Genomic DNA, 20,830 nt, shown 5'->3' with positions numbered 1-20,830 from the left:
GCCGGCATTGCAAAGTAAGCCATATTCCCACTTGATCTTACAGGATGAGGACCAATGAGCCGCGCAGCAACACAGGAGGAGGCCGTTCTGGCCGCTCGCGCAGGCCGATACACGGAGTATGCGCCCTCGCCTGTGCTTGGCGCTCATTTTCATTGTCTTTGGTCACACGAGATCCGCAGCGGAGCCGATAGGATAGCGATCGTGCCGGACGGTTATTGCGACATCGTCTGGATGGGTGGCACGCTGATGGTGGCCGGACCGGACCGCAGCAGTGCCTTTCCGTCGCTTGCCGGTGGCGAGAGGATAGTGGGTGCGCGCTTCGCTCCGGGCGCCGCAGCCGGGTGGCTCAAGGTGCAGCTCTGCGACATCGTCGGACAGTCCATTCCTCTGGAGGACTTCTGGGGCGCGGCGGCCTTGAGATTGAATGAATTGCTGGGCGTCGGTGTCGGATCGAACGAACGGTTGCTGCAGTTAAAAGCCGCACTTGAGCAGGAGGCCGCCAGACGCATCGCGCCGGCCGGTGACATGGCCTCGGTGTTTGCGCGCGCAAGCGGTATTTCGCAGTCCGGCGACGTGGCCGACGCGATGCTCGAGGACCTGTCCATCGGGGCGCGCCAGCTTCGCCGGCGTTGCCACACCCATTTCGGCTACGGACCGAAGACCCTTGCGCGAATTCGCCGGTTTCAGCGCATGCTCGGCCTCTGCCGGAGCAGCAAGAGCCTTCCGCTCGCGGAGTTGGCGGTGGCAGCCGGTTATGCCGACCAGGCGCATATGACCCGAGATGCGCGCGAAATTTCTACGCTGACGCCCATGCAGCTTCAGCAGCAGATAACCGGTTGAACGTCCGTTTTCTTCAATATGAAACTGGCCGTTCTGCTATCTCCATTGAGAGCAACACAGGAAAATGCCATGTCTACGATGCCCGCAAGGATCGTCCACAGCTCCATCGACAGGAACTGGCGCGACGTCTATGCCTTTGCCGCCGCCCCGGAGAACATGCCGCTTTGGGCCTCTGGACTGGCCTCCGGGCTGGAACGCAACGGCGACGACTGGATTGCCACTGGTCCGCTCGGCACGGTCAAGGTCAGTTTCGTCCCGAACAACGAGTTCGGCGTCATCGACCACACAGTGACGATCGAGAGCGGGTTACGGGTCTACAACGCACTGCGGATCGTGCCGAACGGCGATGGCTGCGAGGTCATGTTCACGTTGTTGCGCATCCCGGGCATGACGGACGAGCAGTTCGAGGCCGATGCCACCCACGTCGCGAAAGATCTCACGGCACTCAAGGCGTTGATGGAAGCATAGGAGGCGATCATGGCTGCAACAGGGGACAACCGACGCATCGACTACGTCGAATTTAACGTCAGCAATATAGAGGCCTGCAAGGCGTTCTACGGCAAGGCTTTCGGCTGGACCTTTACCGACTATGGTCCCGAATACTGCGAATTTGATGACGGACGGCTGAAAGGCGGGTTTACGACGCTAGGCAATCCCCGGCCCGGCGGGCCTCTCGTCATTCTCTACGCGGATGATCTTGAGGCCGCCCTTTCAAGCGTGGAAGCTGCCGGCGGAACCATCGTAAAACCCATCACCGGCTTCCCCGGTGGACGCAGGTTTCACTTCAGTGATCCGGACGGATATGAACTTGCCGTGTGGACGAAGGCCTGATTACGCGACGACGGTCGGCGCCTTCGCTCCCGCGTGCTGCAAGATGATCAAGGCCCCGATCACACTTCCAGACGAATCTCGCAATGGCGACATGCGGCAGTGGACGATCTTCACCGCGTCGCTGTCGTGGCGCTCGTAGGCGTAGTCGCTGCCACGCCCCGCAAAACAAGCGTCGAGCTTTGCCTTCGCGCCTTCGTGAAAGCGCTTCTCGCCAATAAACTCCATCACGTGACGACCAATCATATCGATTGGCTTCCGGCCAAGATATGCCGAGTTGACGGTGTTCGAATAAAGATAGCGATAGTCCCTCGTCAGCACCGCGACACGGTCGGGCATCGCATCGAGGATTGCAGCATTCAGAAAGTGGCCATTGTCGACGCTCGGCGCGAACGCAAAAGGATCGGTAACAGGCTGTCGCTCAACCGGCGGCATCCGCCAACGGGGTGCAGATCCCCCGAAGTACCTTTCCATAAGCGCCGAAAGCAGCGCGACATAACCGCGAACGGTCTCACTGTCGTCCGCATATTGGTCGATAAGGCAACTGATGAATTCCAGCTGCATATGAACTTCAAGAATGCTCGTAGCGGCATGCCCGAGAATTGCGTCGACGAGCGGTTCGACCGAGCGATCCAGCATGTTCACGCGCGCGTCGTCACCGACGGCGATCGCCGCATCAATCTGCGCACAACACAATGAGAACGCTCGAAAAAGACCCAGCAAGACGCCTCCAATGCATTCCGTGAACGAATGCGACCGAGATCGACCGAGCTATGCGTCACGCAAGTTGAAGCCAACAGCGCTTAGCCACTCGCCTTGATGGCAATCGCTAACATGACGTAGGTTCATATTCAATGAACGCGGGCGCAGGTTTTTCAATGATGAGATATAGGGATCGACGCAGGCTTACTTGAACACGTCGTGTTTTATCTTCCACCGGTCGTGATACCAGAGCCACTGCTCGGGATACTCCCGCACCCAGCTCTCCACCTTGTCGTTCAAGAGCTGCGCCGTCGCGACCATATCGAGATTGCCGTTGCTATCCCGGGGCATCGCGAGCTTCGGCTCGATTTCCAGCCGATAGCGATTTCCCGGAAGCCGGATGCAGCGTGCAGGATAGACCTCGCAGTTGAATTGACGGACGAGCTTTCCGAGCAGCGGATTGGTCTGGGCGTCGAGCCCGAAGAACTTTGTCTTCAGTCCCTTGCGGAATTTCTGGTCCACAAGGACACCAACGCCCTGCCCCGCCTCCAGCTGCCGCGCCAACGCGAAAGACGAGCCAGCATGAGACGGCACGAGCTTGCCCATTCGTGCGCTGCGAAAATCGAAAACTCTCTTCGCGACATAGGGGTTGTTCGGGGGGCGAAACAGCACCGACACATGAAGGCCAAATGCCGCGCCGGCTACCGGCAGCAGCTCGAAATTGCCCGTGTGCGCAGTGAAAACGATGAATGGGCGCGGATTTTCCAGCAGATCGATGAAGATCGGTATCCCCGACACCTCGACCCGGCCCGGCTCCTTGCTCAAATAGTCGAAATCGAACAGCCGGTCGAGAAACACATACTCGGCGGCAAGACGCCCCATATTCCCCCAGCTCGCCAGCGCGATTTCCTGGATCTCCGCTTCGCTCTTCTCAGGAAACGCGTTGCGCAGATTGGTCAGCATCAGCTGGTGGCGCTTCACGCGCGGGCCGAGTTTTCGCGTCAGCCAGTCGGCAAAGTTGATCGCACCGTCAGCCGGAAACAGCTTCAGGAAGTTCAGAAAACCGAACATCGCCTGGGCGATCAACCACTGGCGAAAGTGGATGAGGGCCAGCACGACCTTAGTGATGAAGAGCTTCAAGGGCTCAATCCATCTTGAGGATGATCTTGCCGAAGATCTGGCGCGACTCCATGCGCTCCAGTGCGCGGTCGATGTCGTCGAAGCCGACTTCGGTGTCGATGACAGGATGGACCAGTCCGCGCCCCATCTTCTGCATGGCATTCGCCATGTTCTCCATGCGGCAGCCGAACGAGCCGAGCAGCTTCAGCTGTTGCTGGAAGAGCATCATAAGGTTCATGTCGGTGGAGACACCCGAGGTAGAACCGCAGGTGACAAGACGCCCGCCGCGCTTCATCGAGAGCATGGAGCCCGCCCACGTATCCTTGCCGACGTGCTCGAAGACGACGTCGACGCCCTTCTTCTTGGTGAGCTTGCGCACGACGCCTTCAAAGCGGTCGGTGCGGTAGTTGATGACATGATCGGCGCCGAGTGCCTTGGCCTTCTCGATCTTGTCGTCGGAGCCCACAGTCGTGATGACGGTGCAGCCGATCTTTTTCGCCAGCTGGATCGCCGCCGTGCCGATGCCGGAGCCGCCGGCGTGCACGAGGATGGTTTCGCCCGGTTCCAGCTTGGCGTTGTCGAACAGCATGTGCTCGACCGTTCCAAAGGTCACTGGAGCAAGCGCCGCGCCGATGGCATCAACCCCGGGAGGGGCCGGAACGAGGAGGCGCGTAGGCAGGTTCACCTTTTCCTGCGCAAAACCGTCCAGATGGAAACCATGAACGCCGGAAACATGCTCACAGAGATTGTCGCGGCCCTCACTGCACGGACGGCAGAGGCCGCAGGTACGTGCACCATAGATCGACACCAGTTGGCCCGGCAGGACATTGGCAACGCCCGGCCCGATCGCTTCGACAACGCCCGCAGCTTCCGCGCCGATCACCAGCGGCATCTTGCGCTTCGCAAACGCCATGCCGCGCCAGCCCCAGACGTCGATGTGATTGAGAGCCACTGCCTTGACGCGCAGCGTAACCTCACCCGGGCCGGGAGCGGCCGGTTCTGGAAGGTCGGTGATCTCAAGCTTGCGATCGTCAATCAGTTGCAAGGCGCGCATGGCAAAGTCCTTCGCCGCGAGGGCGTTCTATCTCGATGTTTTGTCGGGAACCGATTAAGCCGGTTCGAGCGCCATGACAAGGCTGGCATTCTGCCCGCCGAAGCCGAAGGAGTTGGAAAGCACGGCGTTGACCTGGCTTTCCCGCTTCTTGTTTGGCACCACGTCGATAACGATCGATGGATCGGGGTTGGTGTAGTTGATCGTCGGCGGCAGCGTGCCCGTCAGCATCGTCTGCAGCGAGAACACCGCCTCCACCGCGCCCGCAGCCGTCAGCGTGTGACCGATCATCGACTTATTCGACGACAACGGGATGGACGCCATCCGCTCGCCGAACACGGCCAGCATGGAAGCATATTCCATCTTGTCGTTCTCTGGCGTCGAGGTGCCGTGGGCATTGATGTAGCCGACATCGCCCTCGCCCATGCCAGCATCCGCCAGCGCTGCGCGGATCGTCGCAATCGCCGGGCCGCCGTCGGGAGACGAACGGGTACGATGGAAGGAGTCGGCCTTTTCGCCAGCGCCCTTCATGATGCCGAGGATCTTCGCGCCGCGCGCGACAGCTGCCTCGAGCGACTCCAACACCAGTGTGGCGGCACCTTCGGCAATGACGAAACCGTCACGATCCTTGCTGAACGGCTTGGAGGCCTTGGTCGGCGGATCGTTTTGCGTCGAGAGAGCCGAAAGCAGCGAGAAGCGGATGAGTGCCTCCGCGCTGACAGAGCCGTCGGTCGCTACCGCAAGCGCTCGCGAGCTACGACCCTGGCGGATCGCCTCGATGCCGAGCTGGATTGCAGTCGCGCCTGATGCACAGGCGGTCGACAATGTCACCGGCAGACCGCGTGTGCCGAAACGATCGGCAAGGCGCTCGGAAATTGCGCCGAACAGCGACGCCTCATGGAAAGCGCCGTCCGGGCGCTGGCGCATAGCAGCCAGGAACCGGTCATAGGCATCCCCGGCATGATCGGCCGGCGGCGAACGGTCGGCGAGATCGAAACGCGCGCTCCACTCCGGCTCGATCGGCGGCGCAGCAAGGAACAACGGACCATCAAAATCGCCGCTGATACCAGCATCGGCGAGCGCTTCGATCGTGGTTTCACGGGCAAACGCGTAAGAGCGTTCGACTGCGTTCGCGACCGGAATGTCGATGAAATCGACGGTTCCGGCGATGCGGGTCGAAAGTCCCTCGGTCGGAAAACGATTGATCGCATGAATGCCAGAGTTACCGGCGGTCAGTGCTGACCAGTTATCTTTCAGGCCCTGCCCCAGCGAGGTGATGATACCGACACCCGTCACTGCGACGATCGGGCGGCCGAGGTGATCCTTGTAAGCCGAATCTTTCATTTGCACACTCCTCACGCTTCCGCGGAAAGAACCGCGACGCCTTCGCCGCGCTGATGACCGACTGTAGTAACGACGGCCGCCTTGGTCGCGGCCGCCATCGGCTTTTCATGGGCCTGATCGAAGACCGGAATCTTCGCCTTACTGTCGACGGCCAACGCCCCCAGCGCCAGGCCGAGCGTAAAATGCGCCTCAAGTCCATGGCCGGTGACACCGCCGAAGCCGCGAACAGCGGCGCCAGGCAGATGACGCTCGAGCACGGCCTTCTCACGGCCGGCGAGGTCAGGAATGCCCGTAGAGCCGGAGAAGATTGCGGTGCTCTCCGGCGGAAGGTCGGACGCGGTTTCCAGCAATCGCTCAAGGCGCTTCTCGAGGTTGCCCGAGTTGCGATTGCCGCGATCGCCTTCAATGGACGAGATCGACGCATAGATGTGCGCGCCACGTGCGTCCGCATGCGCGCGCGACTCCAGGACGAGGAACGCGCCGAGCGATCCAGAAATGACGCCGCCGTGATCTCGGGACCAAAGCGGCTGCCATTCGTTGCGGCAGTAGACATTGATCGCCTCGAACAGGAGGACCATGTCCAGACGTTCCGCCGAATAAGCCCCGCCGACCAGTGCGTGCGTCGATTCGCCCGACTTGATGCGATGGAAGGCCGTCTCGACAGCGGAGATGCCAGCGGACTCTTCGCCCATGAAGGTCCGCGAAGAACCGGTAACCTTGTGGACGATGGAAATGTTGCCGGCGAGCAGGTTGGACAGCTGCGCCAGGAATAGCGTCGGGCGCAGTTCCGTCGTCAGCTTTTCGTTCAGGAGAACCTCACGGTCGTTGCGCTTCAGGCCTTCGTCGACGATCAGCGTATCGACATTGATGTCGCGCTCGCCGCCGCCAGCAGCGACGATCATGTCCATGGTGCCGCAGGCTTCCGCGTCTTCCTTGAAGCCGGCGTCATCGAGAGCGAGACCAGCGGCGAAAACACCGATACGCTGCCAGTTTTCCATCTGCCGCTGGTCGCCGCGCTTGGCGATCTGCTGCGACCAGTCGATCTCCGGAAGCGGGTGGACCGGATAGGGCTTGAATTTCTCAAGCTCGACGATTGTCTGCGGCGCGCCTTCAGCAGTGAGCAGCGCGATATGCGGCTCCTTGCCGACGCCCTGGCACGTTACAATGCCGACGCCCGTGATCACGACATCATTCTGAGCCTTGCTCATTCATTTACTCCCTGCGAAGCAATCGCATCCATGAGGCCAACTTCAGCGGCACGCTTCTTGACGATATCTCCAAGCGGAACCTCGCTGAAAGGCATGGTCCGCAGCTTGAGCTGCGCGTCGCAGACCTTCTTACCGCCGCTCGTGATCTTTGCCTTGGTTACCGCAAATCCGGAGCCGTCGTGTTCCAGAAACGCCTCGATGTCCAACACCGCCTCGGGTTCCACGAAGGTACGCATCTTGGCCCCGTCGACGGACATCAGGAACGGCATTGCGGCAAAATCGGTGGCCGCCAGCACGAGCATGCCGGATGCCTGCGCCATCGTTTCGATCAGCAGCACACCGGGAACCAGGGGCATACCGGGAAAATGACCTTCAAAGACCGGGCTTTTCGCAGGCACGACAGAGCGCGCCTTGAGCGTCCCTTTCTGAAGGTTGACCGCCTCGATGCGGTCAATCATCTGGAAGTACTCCAGTAGCATCGAATCCTCCGGCCACAAGGATACCTGCCCTGCGGCTAGGCCTACTTAGGAACGAAACCGCCCGGCCGCCATGGTTAACAGCGGCAGGGCGGAGAAAAAGATGACGGCGCCAATCAGGCCTTGGCGGCGCGCAGCTCGTCGATCTTGGCACAGAGGTTCTTCAGCACGAAATATTCTTCCGTGGAAACCTTGCCCTCGTTGACTTCCTGCGTCCACTTCTCGAGCGGGATCTTGATGCCGAATTCCTTGTCGATCGCGAAGACGATATCGAGGAAGTCGAGGCTGTCGATACCGAGGTCGTCGATCGTATGGCTTTCCGGCTTGATCGTATCGCGATCGATCTCGCTGGTTTCTGCAATGATGTCGGCAACTTTATCGAATGTGGCGGTCACGCACTTACCTCTTGAAATGACGAGTTAACCCTCCTCATAGGCAAATCCATTTCAAAAAGCCAATGCTTTCCTCCCTCCCGGCACGCAATTTGCACGACCAGTGTTGCTTAAACAGCAAAGCACACGGGCGGCTTGCCGCACAGCGTGCTGGGTGAACTCACCCCTTCGCGATCAGAGCAGTACCAGGAAAAGAACCAGGGCGGTCCCCGCAAGGATCGAACAGCTGGCATAAAAGACCGAGACGCCATCCTCGATGTCGGCGACCGTTGCCGTTTCACGTCCGCTGCCGTTGATCATCGGCTCCATGACGACAACCCCGGAATAAACGCGTGGGCCAGCAAGTTGCACATTCAGCGCCCCCGCCATCGCCGCCTCCGGCCGGCCGGAATTGGGAGAGCGATGCAGGCCGCCGTCGCGGGCGGCAATACGCAGCGCTTCCCGGCAGGCGGCGCTCCCTCGCCGCAGCCAGGCCCCGGCCGCAATCAGGAAAATCGAAAGGCGCGCAGCCGGCCAGTTGGCAAAGTCGTCCAACCGAGCAGCCGCCCAGCCGAAATCGGCATACCTGTCGGACTTGTGTCCGATCATCGAGTCCGCCGTGTTCAGCATCTTGTAGGCGAATAGGCCGGGCAAGCCAAAAACGGCGTACCACAGCGCTGGAGCAACCACGCCATCCGAGAAATTCTCGGCCAGGCTCTCGATTGCCGCACGGCAGACGGCGGGCTCGTCCAGTGTTTCCGGATCACGCCCGACAATCCGCGAAACAGCCAGCCGGCCGCCACTGATGCCTTCGGTTTTCAATCCGGCGGCAACGGCCTCCACATGATCGGCAAGGCTCTTCTGCGCCATGAAGACGGCAACGCAAACAACTTCAAGGAGGATCCCGATCAGGCCGAACAACGAGAAGAAACGATGCAAGACGAAACCCGCAGCGGCACTGAGGATCAAAAGACCGGCGATCGACCAGACGCCGTTGCGGCGCCGCACGCGCTTGTGAAGTTCCGTGCGATTGAACATCCGGTCGACTCGAGAGATCGCGTTTCCGAAGAGCGCAACGGGGTGCGGCATGCGCATCCACAACGCATCTGGGTCCCCGACAATCCTGTCGAGCAGAAGCGCGAGAACCAGCACGAGAAGATTATGGTCAAATGTCATGATCTATAACTCTGCAATGCATCAGATAGCCGTTGGTCGCCGGCCGCATCGGCGGCGAGACCGAAACGCAGCCAACGCGGCTGATAATCGAATTTGCGAACCAGAATGCGATGCTGGCATAGATGCCGGTGCAGCTCGGCGGCTTGCTCGTGATCGACGAGTGCAAAGAGGTGCGTTCCTCCGACAATGCTTAGACTGCCTTGCTCGAGAATCGTGCGTAGCGCATCGGCCCTCTCGGAGATCCGCAGCTGTATCGGGGCCAGATCCGATGCAAGGAGATCGGTTGCGATCGAAAGCGCGGGACCGGACACCGACCACGGCCCAAGCAGGTCTTCGAGTTGCGCCAGGATTTGCGGAGCGGCGACGGCAAATCCCAGGCGCAACCCTGCCAGCCCGAAGAACTTGCCAAAGGAACGAGAGACGAGAACATTCGGCAGCCGCGAGGCAAACGGCGCCAGGCTCATCTCGGGGCATGTATCGCCGAAGGCTTCATCCACAACGACGAAACCTCCTCTGGTCCTCATCTCTTCACTGAATACTACGACCTTCTCCGGAGCGTAGACGCGACCATCGGGGTTGTTCGGATTGACGATGACGACAATTGCGTGACCGGCTTTGACGTCATCCAGACCGGAGACCAGATCCACGGAATGGCCCGCCATCCGGAAGGCGCGCTCATATTCGCCGTAGGTCGGAGCCAGAATGGCAACCCGTCCGGCAACATCAAAGAGCCGCGGCAATAGCTGGATAACCGATTGCGTACCGGGAACAGGCAGCGGGAGGATGTCGCAGCTGCGATAATAGTCTCGCGCCGCCGCACGCGCGCGATCGATGAGATGCTTGTCGGGCAGGCGATGCCAGGCGCGCATTGGGATAGCCGGCAGTGATACCGGGCACGGGTTGATACCCGTCGAAAGGTCAAGCCACTGCTCTACCTCGCCGCCGTACATTGCGGCGGCAGCCGTGATGCCACCTCCATGAACAATCGGGGCGTTCATCTTGCCCCCTCGGCAAGGTCGATCAGATGCATGTAGGACCCTGCGATCTGCCCGCGCTGGAGCCCGGCTTGTCCAAGGTCATTGCCCAACGCGTCCGTCACCTGGAAGAGACGATCGGCTTCACCCTCGGAAACCACGGCCGAATAATGAAACTCATGCGCGGTCATAGGCAGCTCAAAATAGGCGCCGTTCAATGGCTTCACGCGGCGATAACCCAGGTGGCGTTTGCGCTCCTCGTAGCTGGTCACCACAGGCAAGAGGCCGAGCATCTCATGACGGACGCTGGCCCCGTCGACCAGCCCTTCGCCGAGAACCATGTATCCGCCGCACTCCCCGTAGATGCGCACGCCCCTGTTGGCGGCGTCGAGCACTTTGGCCCGGAAATTGGCGGCCGCCGCAATACGTCCGGGGTGGAGCTCCGGATAGCCGCCCGGAAGATAGATCGCATCTGCCGCCGGATCCGGCGCCTCGTCCGCAAGCGGCGAGAAGAACGAGATTTCTGCACCGCGCCGACGCCAACCAAGCAGCATGTGCTCGTAGGAGAAGGCAAAGGCGATGTCGCGCGCCACTGCTATCCTGCTGCCGAGCGGCGGCAACCGAGCAATGTTGGCAGTGGACGGGCGATTGAGCCCCTGGCGCGCAATGCGCAGCAGGAACTCGAAATTGCATTCGTCGGACACCGCATCGGCAGCATGCTCGATGAAGCTTTCAAGCATATCATGCTCTCCCGCCTGGACGAGGCCGAGATGCCTCTCGGGAAGAGCGATGTCATTGTCACGGCGGACGACGGCAACAATCGGCATGCGGATCTCATCGAGCGCCTTGCGCAGCATCATCTCGTGGCGTTCGCCGCCAACCTTATTGAGAATGACGCCGGCGATGCGAACATCCGCGCGAAAGCCCGCAAATCCCGTTACCAGTGCAGCCACCGACTGCGACATGTGCGACGCATCGACGACAAGCACGACGGAAAGACCAAGCATGGCAGCAAGGTCGGCCGCAGTGCCCTTCCCGTCGGTCGCGCCGTCGAAAAGCCCCATCATCGCTTCGATAACGAGGACGCGGTCGCCAGAGCGATGCAGGGTCGCATTGGCGGCGATCAATTCCGCGCGCATCGCCCATGGATCGAAGTTGAGGCAGGCAACGCCGCTGGCCGCCGCATGAAAGGCCGGATCGATATAGTCGGGCCCCGCCTTGCCGGGCGCTACCGCAATGCCGCGCTTACGAAGCGCACGCAGCAGGCCCAGAGTCACCGTAGTCTTCCCCGATCCGGAGGACGGGGCCGCAATCAACAAACCGCTCATGCCGTCTCCCTGCTGTTCGAGTCCTGGAATGGATCGGGGCGCAGCCTGCGTCCTGCAAGCGCCCCCAGCCAATCGAGCGACGGCCTCAGCCGGACAACCTCCCCGACCACCACGATCGCCGGCGGTTCGAGGCCGGAGGCTGCAACAGCGGCCGGCGCCTCATCGAGCGTGGTTTCTAGCACCTGTTGGAGGCCGGTCGATGCGTTGCAGACGAAGGCAACCGGTTCCGATGGCGATCGCCCAGCGGCGACGAGCTTCTTGCTGATCTGATCGATATGCTTCATCGCCATATACATGACGATAACAGGCGAGCCCTTGCCGATGGCTTCCCAATTGATCGCATCCGGCACGATGCCCGAGGAATCGTGTCCCGTCAGGAACGTCACCGCATGGTTGACATCCCTGTGCGTGACGGGAATGCCAGCATAGGCCAGCCCGCCGATACCCGCGGTAATGCCCGGTACGATACGGAACGGGACATTGTGCTCGACTAGCGTCAACGCCTCCTCGCCACCGCGCCCGAAGACGAAGGGATCGCCGCCCTTGAGGCGCAGGACGCGCTTGCCTGCGTGGGCGAGTTCGACCAGCCGCAGCGAAATGTCGCGCTGCTTGGCGGACGGCTTGCCGCCACGCTTTCCAGCATATTCCAACAAGGCGTCGGGTCGTGCAAGCTTCAGGCAATCGACGTTCACGAGCGCATCGTGAACCACGACATCCGCCTCCGCCAATCCCTTGACGGCAAGAAGCGTCAGCAATCCGGGCTCGCCTGGGCCCGCACCAACAAGCCAAACGCTGCCCGGCTCAAGAGCCGGCAGATGTGAAAACGCAGCTTCGATCATTGGCATGATCTATGCCCCGTCGCAGGCAAGGTCAACGCCGCTGATCGCGCTCGAGACAGATGTGAAAGGCACACGTCCTCCAACCATTCCGTCTCCTCTTGCGGCAAGCAAGGTTTCACGCCCAGCCGACGCGCGACCGGGCGAAGTTCTCACCCACGCAGAAGCGTGTCGCGTATGAGACTGATCACCTTTTCGGACTCGATGCCGGTGCAGACGACCTGGCTCGGCAGGCCGTCCCAATCGCCCGGCGGGAAGCGGCGGCCGTCCGGTTTCACGATTGTCTGCCCATCGGCAATGCCGCCGCAGACGACGCGCACCGGGCCGCTGATGGTCGAGAACCGCTCGGGTGCGATTGCGTAGACGCAGGCACAGCTGTCGTGAACCATCATGCCGTCTTCGACTGCGTGCTTGTAGAAGTCGATGTAGTCCTGTGAAAGATCGTTCAACAGCTTTACGGCGCTGTCGCCCTTGGCCGCGACGTCGGCAAGATAGCCGCGGCTCATCGTCGTGATCGCGGTCACGTCGAGGCCAATGACGGCAACCTTCCAGGGCGCGGTCAGGACGATGTCGGCCGCTTCCGGATCCCCATGGATGTTGGCTTCCGCGACCGGCGACACGTTGCCCGGAACGTAGAAGTTGCCGCCCATGATGACGACGTCCTTCACGAGGCCCGCAATCTCCGGATCTTCCTTGAGCGCCATCGCCAGGTTGGTCATGCGACCGACGGCAACCAGTCTGACCTCGCCCGGGTGGGCGCGGACGGTATCGATGATGAAGCGGTGAGCGGGACGCGGATCGAGCGGCAGATCGATCGTTTCGGGCACTTCGATGTTGCCGAGGCCGTTCTCGCCGTGCACGAAGGTCGGCCATGCCCCCTCTGTGCGCGCTGGATCGATCGTCACGCTGGCGCCCTTGGCGACCGGAGCGGGAATGTTCCACTCACGCTTCAGGAACAGCGCGTTGCGCGTCGTCGTCTCCACCGACGCGTTGCCGAACACGGTCGTGATTCCAAGCAGATCGATCTCGGGATGGCGGTGCAGAAAAAGCAGAGCCATTGCATCATCGACGCCCGGATCCGTGTCATAAATGACCTTGTGCATGAGTGTGCCTCTTTTCGTTATTGTCGCAGGGCAGCCGGACGGCGCCGCGAAGTCGGCGGCCACCATAGCGTCCGCTATTCTTTCTGCAACAGGGCGCACGCGATCGCAGCGGTGGCGCGTCGTGACTTGGTCTTCGGAACGACGAGTTCCGCATGCGGCCCAATCGCCGCCAACGCAGCCGATTCGGCAACCCCGTGACACCCCACTCGGGCGAAGACGACTGCCGAAGGATTTTTCAGCCGCGGCGTTTCTTCCTCGAGCCGCGCCGGAGCGAAGAGCAAGAACGGCACGCCAAGGCGGCGCGCTGCTGCAAGGATCGCGGGCTCATTGCATCGCGTATCGATCGACGCAACGGCCGCCAGCTCACCGGGGTCGATACCCGCCGCCGTCAACGCCGCGCTGGCAAGCTCGCTCACCTCGTTTTCAGGCGTTCCGCGCTCGCAGCCGAGACCGAGCACGTACCGGCGCGTCCCATCGAATACAATTTCGGTCACATGCGACAATGAAACCCGCCCCTGTGTTCCTCAAGCCATTGCAGCACGGGGCTGGAAATGCAACATGCGCCGCGTACCACATTCCAGAGTTCTCCCTCCTTGTCTGACCTTGCCCCTCATCTGCTATTCATGCTGGCTGCAGCTGGCTTTTTCGCCGGCTTCGTCGATTCCATCGCGGGCGGCGGTGGCCTGATCACGGTCCCGGCGATGCTGATTGCCGGTATTCCTCCGCTGCAAACGCTGGGCTCCAACAAGGTGCAATCCGTATTCGGGGCAGCTTCCGCCACGATCGCCTATGCCCGAAAGGGACACGTGCATCTGCGCACGCAATTGCCGATGGCCTTGATGGCAGTCCTCGGCGGGTCTCTCGGCGCCGCCTTGGCAACGGTCGTTCCGGGCGAAGTGCTGCGCGCGGTCATGCCGATCCTGCTTGTGGCAATCGCTCTCTATTTTGCCTTGAAGCCGAACCTGAATGACGTCGACAAGCATCGCCGCATGACGCCCTTCGTCTTCGGCCTGACGCTGGTTCCGGCAATCGGATTCTACGATGGCGTCTTTGGTCCTGGTGCCGGCTCCTTCTTCATGCTGTCCTTCGTATCCCTTGCCGGCTTCGGCATGTTGAAGGCAACGGCGCACACCAAGCTTCTGAACCTCGGCTCGAATATCGGCGCGCTCATCGTCTTCATTTCCTTCGGTGCGATCCTTTGGAAGATCGGCTTGATGATGGGCGTCTGCCAATTTCTGGGGGCGCAGCTCGGCTCCCGGCTTGCGATGCGCACCGGCGCCCGCCTGATCAAGCCGCTGCTCGTCATCGTCTGCGTCGCCTTCACGATCAAGCTTCTGGCCGATCCGGCCAATCCCATCCGTATCTGGCTCGAAATCTGACGCCGCGTCCGATTACCTTCGGCGTAATTGATGAGGCGCCGGCGCTTCTCCATGATCGCGATGTCTGGACGAACCAGGCGCCAACAGGAGATGATCTGATGACCGATGCGAACACCGAAGCCCAGCGCTACATCGCGATCTGGAACGAGACGGATGCGGCCCGCCGCACCGCCTTGATCGCGGAAAGCTGGCATGAAGCGGCAACTTATATCGATCCCTTGATGCGCGGCGAAGGCCATGAGCAGATCAACGCACTTGTTGAAGCCGTGCATGCGCGCTTCCCGGGTTTCCGGTTCGAACTCGTCGGCACCGCCGATGGCTACGGCGACAACCTGCGCTTCTCGTGGGGTCTCGGACCGACGGGCGGGGAACACCTCATCAAGGGCACCGATTTCGCGGTGCTCGAAGGTGGACGACTGAAATCCGTGCACGGCTTCATCGACCAACTCCCGGAAGCCGCATGATGATGACGCCCGCCCGCTCCCTTGGGGACTATCTGCGCGACTGGCGGCAGAAGCGCCGAATGAGCCAGCTCGCCCTTGCCTTGGAGGCCGAAATCTCGCAGAGACATCTGAGTTTCATCGAGAGCGGGCGGTCGATCCCAAGCCGCGACATGCTGCTGCATCTGGTCGAACGGCTCGGCGTGCCGCTCAGGGATCGCAATCCGCTGCTGCTGGCCGCAGGTTTTGCGCCGCTGTTTTCCGAGCGTTCGCTCGACGATCCGACCCTTCGACCGGCGCGGCAGGCAGTCGACATGATCCTCAAGGGACACGAGCCCTACCCCGCCCTTGCGATCGACCGGCACTGGACATTGATTGCCGCCAATGACGCGATCGCCCCGCTTCTTGAGGGCGTCAGGGATCGCGCTTTGCGGGAAGGGCCAATCAACGTTCTCCGCCTCAGCCTGCATCCCGATGGGTTGGCGCCGAAGATTGTCAATCTGCCGGAATGGCGCGCACATCTCCTCGAGCGGCTGCACCAACAGATTTCGGCCACGGGAGATCCGATTCTCGGCGAACTGCTGAAGGAATTGTCCGCCTACCCGCTAAGCGGTGGCCGGCCGGAGACGAGCAGGAAAGCCGACTATGCCGGCATCGCCGTGCCGCTCGAACTGGAAACGGAAGCAGGCCTGCTCTCTTTCCTTTCGACAACCACTGTTTTCGGCACGCCCGTGGACGTCACCCTTTCCGAACTTGCGATCGAATCCTTTTTCCCCGCGAACGAGGAAACGGCAAGACTTCTCGCAACAACGGCACAGGCGAGCGGCTAGAACAAGGCGAGCAAGAGCGCCCCGCCGGCAATCAGGCTTACGCCGAGCCAGTTCATGAGATTGAGCTTTTCACCGAGAAAGACGACGCCGAAAACCGCGACAAGAACGATGGAAAGCTTGTCGATCGGCGCGACGCGTGCGGCATCGCCGATCTTCAGTGCGCGGAAATAGGCAAGCCACGAGGCGCCCGTCGCGGCGCCTGAAAGGCAAAGGAAAAGCCAGGTCTTGCCTGAAATGCTGGAGAAGGGCTGCCATTGCCCGGTTGCCACAACAATGGCGCTGATGATGAAGATGATAACGACAGTGCGGATCAGCGTGGCGAGATCGGAATTGATGCCGACGACGCCGATCTTTGCAAAGATCGCCGTCAACGCAGCAAACGCCGCCGAAAGCACCGCCCAGAAAATCCAACTCTGTGTCATCAGAACTCCACGCCGGGCTGTCCCTTGATGCCGGAACGGAACGGATGCTTGATCAGCTCCATCTCGGTGACGAGATCGGCGATCTCGATCAGCTCATCCTTGGCGTTGCGCCCGGTCAGGACGACGTGGGTCATATACGGCTTCTCGTTCTTCAGGAACTCGACCACTTCGTTGATATCGAGGTAGTCGTAGCGCAACGCTATATTGATCTCGTCGAGGAGCACCATCGAATTCCGTTCGTCGCGGATCAGTTCTTTCGCCTTCTCCCAGGCTGTACCAGCCGCAGCCACATCGCGAGCGCGATCCTGCGTCTCCCAGGTGAAGCCCTCGCCCATGGTGTGGAACTGGCAGATGTCGGAGAAGTGCTTTTCGATCAGGTCGCGCTCGCCGGTCCACATCGCGCCCTTGATGAACTGAACGACGGCAGACGGCTTTCTGTGCGCGATATGCCGGAAAATCATCCCGAACGCGGAGGACGACTTGCCCTTGCCCTTGCCGGTATGGACGATGATGAGGCCCTTTTCGTCCGTCTTCGTCGCCATGATCTTGTCGCGGGCGGCCTTCTTCTTCGCCATCTTCTCGGCGTGGCGCGCGTCGTCGTGGCCAGCGGTTTCGGTATTTTCGGCGGTCATCTCAATTCTCCCCGGATGCAAGCTTGAATGTGTCTGAAAGGTCGAAGCGCGCGGAATTGCTGCGCGGCGTCCAGAGATGGCGATCGATGGCCTCGAGCAGCCGCTCCTTGATATCCTCGAAGGCGGCTGGGTTCTTCTCGATCATGAAATCGCGCACCTTCGGATCAACCACGAAGGCCTGGTAGACGGCTTCGAAATGATGATTGCCCACAGCGCCCGTCGTTGCCGCAAAGGCAAAGAGGTAGTCGACGGTCGCGGCGATCTCGAAAGCGCCCTTGTAGCCATGGCGCATGACGCCGTCGATCCACTTCGGATTGACGACACGGCCGCGCACGACACGCCCGATCTCCTCTTCCAAAGACCGGATCACCGGCTTCTCGGGCCTGGAGTGATCGTTATGGTAGATCGCTGGCCGATCACCCGCGAGCATTTCGGCCGCAGCCGCCATACCGCCCTCGAACTGGTAATAATCGTCGCTATCAAGAAGGTCGTGCTCGCGATTGTCCTGGTTCTGCACGACCGCCTGGATCGAGCGGAGGCGCTCTTCGAAGACACCACGCTCTGCCCGGCCCTCTTCGCCGGCGCCATAAGCGTAGCTTCCCCACACGAGATAGGCTTCAGCGAGATCGGCCCGGCGTTCCCATCCCTTCTCGTCGATCAATGCCTGCAAGCCGGCACCGTAGGCGCCTGGCTTCGAGCCGAAAACGCGATAGCCGGCCCGACGGCTTGCTTGGGCCGGGTCCAGTCCGGCCGCTTCAAGCCGTGCAGCCTCGCCGCGCATGCGCTGCGCAATCGGGTTGTCGGTAGCATCTTCTTCCAGCGCCCCGACGGCACGGATTGCCTTGTCGAACAGTGCAATCTGTTCCGGAAAGGCATCCCGGAAGAAGCCTGAGATACGCAGCGTCACATCGACACGCGGATGCCGTAGCAATGCGGGCGGGATGATTTCATAGCCGGTGACGCGCCGCGAGGTCATGTCCCACACCGGCTTCACGCCGATTAAGGCCAGAGCCTGGGCGATGTCATCGCCGCCCGTGCGCATGTTCGAGGTGCCCCAGGCGGTCAGGCCGAAGGAGACCGGCCATTCGCCGTGATCCTGCACGTAACGGCGGATCACGAGTTCAGCGGACTTCTTCCCGAGCTCGTAGGCCGCCGGCGTCGGCACGGCACGGCTGTCGACCGAGTAGAAATTCCGCCCTGTCGGCAGCACATCGGGACGTCCTCGCGTGGGCGCACCTGACGGACCGGGCGGCACGAAACGCCCATCGAGCCCGCGGAGCAGACCTTCGATCTCCGCCGTCCCACAGGCGAGAATGGCTGGCCTGAGGCGCATCTCGATCTCCGCAAGAACGGCGCGCGTCGCTGCCCAGTTCTCCGGGCAGGTGAACTCAGCTGCCACCAACTTTGCGGCAAGAAGTTCGATCCGCTCGACTGTATCGCCGTTCGTTCGCCAGACAGCGTCCGTGATGCCCACGAGAAAATCCGGATGCGGTCCAGCCCAGGCCTCGGCCATATCGCAATCGAGCGGGTCGAACGCCAAGTCGAGATCCGCGGCAATCGCACGCTGAAGGCTACGGTCACCTCCCTGTCCGAGCCCGCGCGGAACCCGGGCCAGCGCGACCGTCAGATCCGTCAGCAACCGTCCCTGCGGCGAGACGCCGAAAACATGCAGGCCGTCGCGGATCTGCATCTCCTTGAGATCGCAGAGATAGGCGTCGAGCTTCTTCAAAGCCTCCGTCTCGCTCTCACCCTTGTCAATGCCGGCATCGCGATCGAGGCCGATGTCGGCCACGAGATCGAGGATCTGCTTGCTGAGAAGCCGGATGCGGCGCGGATCACCGCCCGACGCCTCGTAGTATTCGTCGACCAGCGCTTCCAGATCCTTGAGCGGCCCGTAGCTCTCGGCACGCGTCAGCGGCGGCGTCAGATGATCGATGATCACGGCGCCGGCGCGACGCTTGGCTTGCGTCCCCTCGCCGGGATCGTTGACGATGAAGGGATAAAGATGCGGCATGGGGCCGAGGACAGCTTCGGGGTAGCATTCCACTGACAAAGCCAGCGCCTTGCCCGGCAGCCATTCCAGATTGCCGTGCTTGCCCATGTGAATAACGGCGTGGGCACCGAATTCGTGGCGAAGGAAAGCGTAAAAGGCAAGATAGCCATGCGGTGGCACGAGATCCGGGGAATGGTAGCTTTCCTTTGGATCGACGTTGTAGCCGCGCGCCGGCTGGATGCCGACCAGCAGCTCACCAAGACGCATGAACGGCAGCGCAAAAGCGCCCTCCACGACATAGGGATCGGCCTCGGGTGCGCCCCAACGCCCACAGATTTCATCCTGAATCTTTTTGGGAAGACTTCCGAAGAAAGCCTTGTATCGACTCACTGAAAGCGATTCGCGAACAAGCTTCCCATCCTGTCCTGAACTTGTCGGCCCTTCCATCAGGCGTCGTATCAGCGCATCGCCATCATCGGGAATATCCGCGACTGGATAGCCGGCGCCACCCATTGCCTTCAGCACCTCAACGGTGCCGGCGGGCGTGTCCAACCCGACGCCGTTACCGAGTCTGCCATCGCGGTTCGGATAGTTCGCCATGACAAGAGCGATGTGTCTCTTGCCGACGGGTGTCGTCCGCAGATTGGCCCAGTTGGCTGCAAGCCGCGCTGTATAGCGCATCCGCTCGATATCCGGCTCGCTGCCGACAATATTGGCCTCGACGCGCGCGTCGTAGCGCGATGCCGACTTGAATGAAACCGCTCGGGCAAGCACCCGTCCGTCAACCTCCGGCAGCGCAACATTCATTCCAAGGTCGCGTACGGAGAGCCCCTGCGAGGAAGCGGCCCACGCTTGGCGCGACGACGCCGAAAAGATCGCCTGAAGCACCACCGCGTCGTTCGCCTCGAGCACGGTCTGCTCGCGATCCGCACCAGGCGCAGACACGGCAAAGCCTGTCGTATTGATCACCACCTCGGGCTTGATGGCGTTAAAAACACTTTCGAGAATGCCCTTCGAGACAGGATCCTTGAGGCTGTAAGCAAACACCGGCAGCGGCCGGATGCCTTCAGCCAGCAGCGTATCGATCAAGGCTTCGACAGGCTTGGTCTCTCCGCTTTGCACGAGCGCGCGATAGAAGCTGACCGCGACCACAGGCGTTTGTGACACTCCCTGTACGAAGCGCACCCGTTCGTCGCACGCCGACCTCCACTCTTCGACGCCGACGACGCCCTTGCCCGGCCACCAGATCCCAGCCTTCATCAGCGGCGATGCCGCTTCCGGCTTTTCAGTTCCCGAGAGCATCGCACCGGCATAGTCCAGAAACGCCCGCGAATTGGCATCGCCGCCTTCGATGAGATAGGCCCAAAGGGCGTTCAGGTCTTCAAGCGGTACATTCGAAAATGGTGTCAACCCCGCATCGGACTTCGAATCTCCGGGCAGCACGGCGATGAACGCGCCAGATCGAGCTGCCGCCGTATGGAGCGCCTCCAGCGCATAGTGGAAGTAGCTGGCGCCACCCAGCGCCCTCACGACGATTAGCTTGGAGTGGCGGGCCGTCCGCTCGATATAGGCATCGACCGACATTGGATGCTTCAGGCTCATCAGGCTTGCCAGCCGCAGCGAGAAGCCGGCCGACGGTTCGTCATAAGCGGCGGCTATCGCGGCAAGCTCGGTATCGGCAGCCGACAGGAACAGGACATCGCCGGGCGATTGACCGAGATCGATCGCCTCCTCGGCGTCACTGATTGTTCCCTGCTGTGCCAGAAGCAGATGCATCG

General features: G+C 61.4%; 22 protein-coding genes. 6 read left to right on the top strand and 16 right to left on the bottom strand.

Annotated elements, in window-relative coordinates; all coding sequences use genetic code 11:
• The first annotated feature begins 54 nt into the window (after nucleotides 1–54).
• From IB248_RS06465 to IB248_RS06455, 3 genes are all read left to right on the top strand, one after another.
• Nucleotides 55–840: a helix-turn-helix domain-containing protein gene (locus IB248_RS06465; RefSeq protein WP_192240566.1), complete on the top strand. Its 786-nt coding sequence runs from the start codon at nucleotides 55–57 to the stop codon at nucleotides 838–840.
• Between the two features lie 69 nt (nucleotides 841–909).
• Nucleotides 910–1,308: an SRPBCC family protein gene (locus tag IB248_RS06460; RefSeq protein WP_192240565.1), complete on the top strand. Its 399-nt coding sequence runs from the start codon at nucleotides 910–912 to the stop codon at nucleotides 1,306–1,308.
• Between the two features lie 9 nt (nucleotides 1,309–1,317).
• On the top strand, nucleotides 1,318–1,671 hold the full coding sequence (locus tag IB248_RS06455) for a VOC family protein (RefSeq protein WP_018854729.1): 354 nt from the start codon (nucleotides 1,318–1,320) through the stop codon (nucleotides 1,669–1,671).
• Here the strand turns inward: IB248_RS06455 and IB248_RS06450 are convergent, their stop codons facing one another.
• From IB248_RS06450 to IB248_RS06390, 13 genes are all read right to left on the bottom strand, one after another.
• Nucleotides 1,672–2,391: a PAS domain-containing protein gene (locus tag IB248_RS06450; protein WP_037088996.1), complete on the bottom strand. Its 720-nt coding sequence runs from the start codon at nucleotides 2,389–2,391 to the stop codon at nucleotides 1,672–1,674.
• 183 nt (nucleotides 2,392–2,574) lie between these two features.
• Nucleotides 2,575–3,510 (bottom strand): lipid A biosynthesis lauroyl acyltransferase, encoded by a 936-nt coding sequence (locus IB248_RS06445; RefSeq protein ID WP_018854727.1) that lies wholly within the window; start codon nucleotides 3,508–3,510, stop codon nucleotides 2,575–2,577.
• A gap of 4 nt (nucleotides 3,511–3,514) precedes the next feature.
• Nucleotides 3,515–4,543 (bottom strand): zinc-binding dehydrogenase, encoded by a 1,029-nt coding sequence (locus IB248_RS06440; RefSeq protein WP_018854726.1) that lies wholly within the window; start codon nucleotides 4,541–4,543, stop codon nucleotides 3,515–3,517.
• 54 nt (nucleotides 4,544–4,597) lie between these two features.
• Nucleotides 4,598–5,884 carry a beta-ketoacyl-ACP synthase gene (locus IB248_RS06435; RefSeq protein WP_192240564.1) on the bottom strand — a complete coding sequence of 429 codons (1,287 nt, stop codon included), beginning with the start codon at nucleotides 5,882–5,884 and terminating at the stop codon, nucleotides 4,598–4,600.
• 11 nt (nucleotides 5,885–5,895) lie between these two features.
• On the bottom strand, nucleotides 5,896–7,092 hold the full coding sequence (locus tag IB248_RS06430) for a beta-ketoacyl-ACP synthase (RefSeq protein ID WP_018854724.1): 1,197 nt from the start codon (nucleotides 7,090–7,092) through the stop codon (nucleotides 5,896–5,898).
• On the bottom strand, nucleotides 7,089–7,571 hold the full coding sequence (locus tag IB248_RS06425) for a 3-hydroxyacyl-ACP dehydratase FabZ family protein (RefSeq protein WP_018854723.1): 483 nt from the start codon (nucleotides 7,569–7,571) through the stop codon (nucleotides 7,089–7,091). Before IB248_RS06425 ends, IB248_RS06430 begins: the two co-directional genes overlap by 4 nt.
• A gap of 113 nt (nucleotides 7,572–7,684) precedes the next feature.
• On the bottom strand, nucleotides 7,685–7,963 hold the full coding sequence (locus IB248_RS06420) for an acyl carrier protein (protein ID WP_007533215.1): 279 nt from the start codon (nucleotides 7,961–7,963) through the stop codon (nucleotides 7,685–7,687).
• Between the two features lie 171 nt (nucleotides 7,964–8,134).
• Nucleotides 8,135–9,115, bottom strand: a complete 981-nt coding sequence (gene cbiB, locus IB248_RS06415; protein ID WP_018854722.1) for an adenosylcobinamide-phosphate synthase CbiB — start codon at nucleotides 9,113–9,115, stop codon at nucleotides 8,135–8,137.
• A complete protein-coding gene (gene cobD, locus IB248_RS06410; RefSeq protein ID WP_192240563.1) occupies nucleotides 9,112–10,113 on the bottom strand; it encodes a threonine-phosphate decarboxylase CobD in 1,002 nt (333 codons plus the stop codon). Before cobD ends, cbiB begins: the two co-directional genes overlap by 4 nt.
• The gene (locus IB248_RS06405; RefSeq protein WP_018854720.1) at nucleotides 10,110–11,417 is read right to left on the bottom strand and encodes a cobyrinate a,c-diamide synthase; all 1,308 of its coding nucleotides are present in this window, start codon (nucleotides 11,415–11,417) and stop codon (nucleotides 10,110–10,112) included. Before IB248_RS06405 ends, cobD begins: the two co-directional genes overlap by 4 nt.
• Entirely contained in the window at nucleotides 11,414–12,256 is an 843-nt protein-coding gene (gene cobA / locus IB248_RS06400) for a uroporphyrinogen-III C-methyltransferase (protein ID WP_025660704.1), read from the bottom strand. Before cobA ends, IB248_RS06405 begins: the two co-directional genes overlap by 4 nt.
• Before the next feature lie 149 nt (nucleotides 12,257–12,405).
• Complete coding sequence (locus IB248_RS06395) at nucleotides 12,406–13,356, bottom strand: nucleoside hydrolase (protein ID WP_192240562.1); 951 nt, start codon at nucleotides 13,354–13,356, stop codon at nucleotides 12,406–12,408.
• Nucleotides 13,357–13,430: 74 nt separating this feature from the next.
• Nucleotides 13,431–13,850: a cobalamin biosynthesis protein gene (locus tag IB248_RS06390; protein ID WP_018854717.1), complete on the bottom strand. Its 420-nt coding sequence runs from the start codon at nucleotides 13,848–13,850 to the stop codon at nucleotides 13,431–13,433.
• A gap of 99 nt (nucleotides 13,851–13,949) precedes the next feature.
• Here IB248_RS06390 and IB248_RS06385 point away from each other — a divergent pair, with 99 nt between their 5' ends.
• From IB248_RS06385 to IB248_RS06375, 3 genes are all read left to right on the top strand, one after another.
• Nucleotides 13,950–14,735 carry a TSUP family transporter gene (locus tag IB248_RS06385; RefSeq protein ID WP_025660706.1) on the top strand — a complete coding sequence of 262 codons (786 nt, stop codon included), beginning with the start codon at nucleotides 13,950–13,952 and terminating at the stop codon, nucleotides 14,733–14,735.
• A 98-nt stretch (nucleotides 14,736–14,833) separates the two neighbouring features.
• Complete coding sequence (locus tag IB248_RS06380; RefSeq protein ID WP_192240561.1) at nucleotides 14,834–15,199, top strand: nuclear transport factor 2 family protein; 366 nt, start codon at nucleotides 14,834–14,836, stop codon at nucleotides 15,197–15,199.
• A gap of 2 nt (nucleotides 15,200–15,201) precedes the next feature.
• Nucleotides 15,202–16,005 (top strand): helix-turn-helix transcriptional regulator, encoded by an 804-nt coding sequence (locus IB248_RS06375; protein ID WP_192240626.1) that lies wholly within the window; start codon nucleotides 15,202–15,204, stop codon nucleotides 16,003–16,005.
• Here the strand turns inward: IB248_RS06375 and IB248_RS06370 are convergent.
• The 3 genes from IB248_RS06370 to cobN are packed head-to-tail and all read right to left on the bottom strand — an operon-like array spanning nucleotide 16,002 to nucleotide 20,828.
• Complete coding sequence (locus tag IB248_RS06370; protein WP_192240560.1) at nucleotides 16,002–16,427, bottom strand: EamA family transporter; 426 nt, start codon at nucleotides 16,425–16,427, stop codon at nucleotides 16,002–16,004. The two genes, IB248_RS06375 and IB248_RS06370, sit on opposite strands and share 4 nt — an antisense overlap.
• Nucleotides 16,427–17,059: a cob(I)yrinic acid a,c-diamide adenosyltransferase gene (gene cobO / locus IB248_RS06365; protein ID WP_018854712.1), complete on the bottom strand. Its 633-nt coding sequence runs from the start codon at nucleotides 17,057–17,059 to the stop codon at nucleotides 16,427–16,429. The genes IB248_RS06370 and cobO overlap by 1 nt, the downstream gene beginning before the upstream one ends.
• 1 nt (nucleotide 17,060) lies before the next feature.
• The gene (gene cobN / locus IB248_RS06360; RefSeq protein ID WP_192240559.1) at nucleotides 17,061–20,828 is read right to left on the bottom strand and encodes a cobaltochelatase subunit CobN; all 3,768 of its coding nucleotides are present in this window, start codon (nucleotides 20,826–20,828) and stop codon (nucleotides 17,061–17,063) included.
• Nucleotides 20,829–20,830 lie beyond the last annotated feature (2 nt).

Origin of the sequence: Rhizobium sp. RHZ01 (genome assembly GCF_014851595.1) — a bacterium.
Taxonomy (GTDB): domain Bacteria; phylum Pseudomonadota; class Alphaproteobacteria; order Rhizobiales; family Rhizobiaceae; genus Rhizobium; species Rhizobium altiplani.
This window is presented reverse-complemented; position numbering and strand designations above follow the sequence as displayed.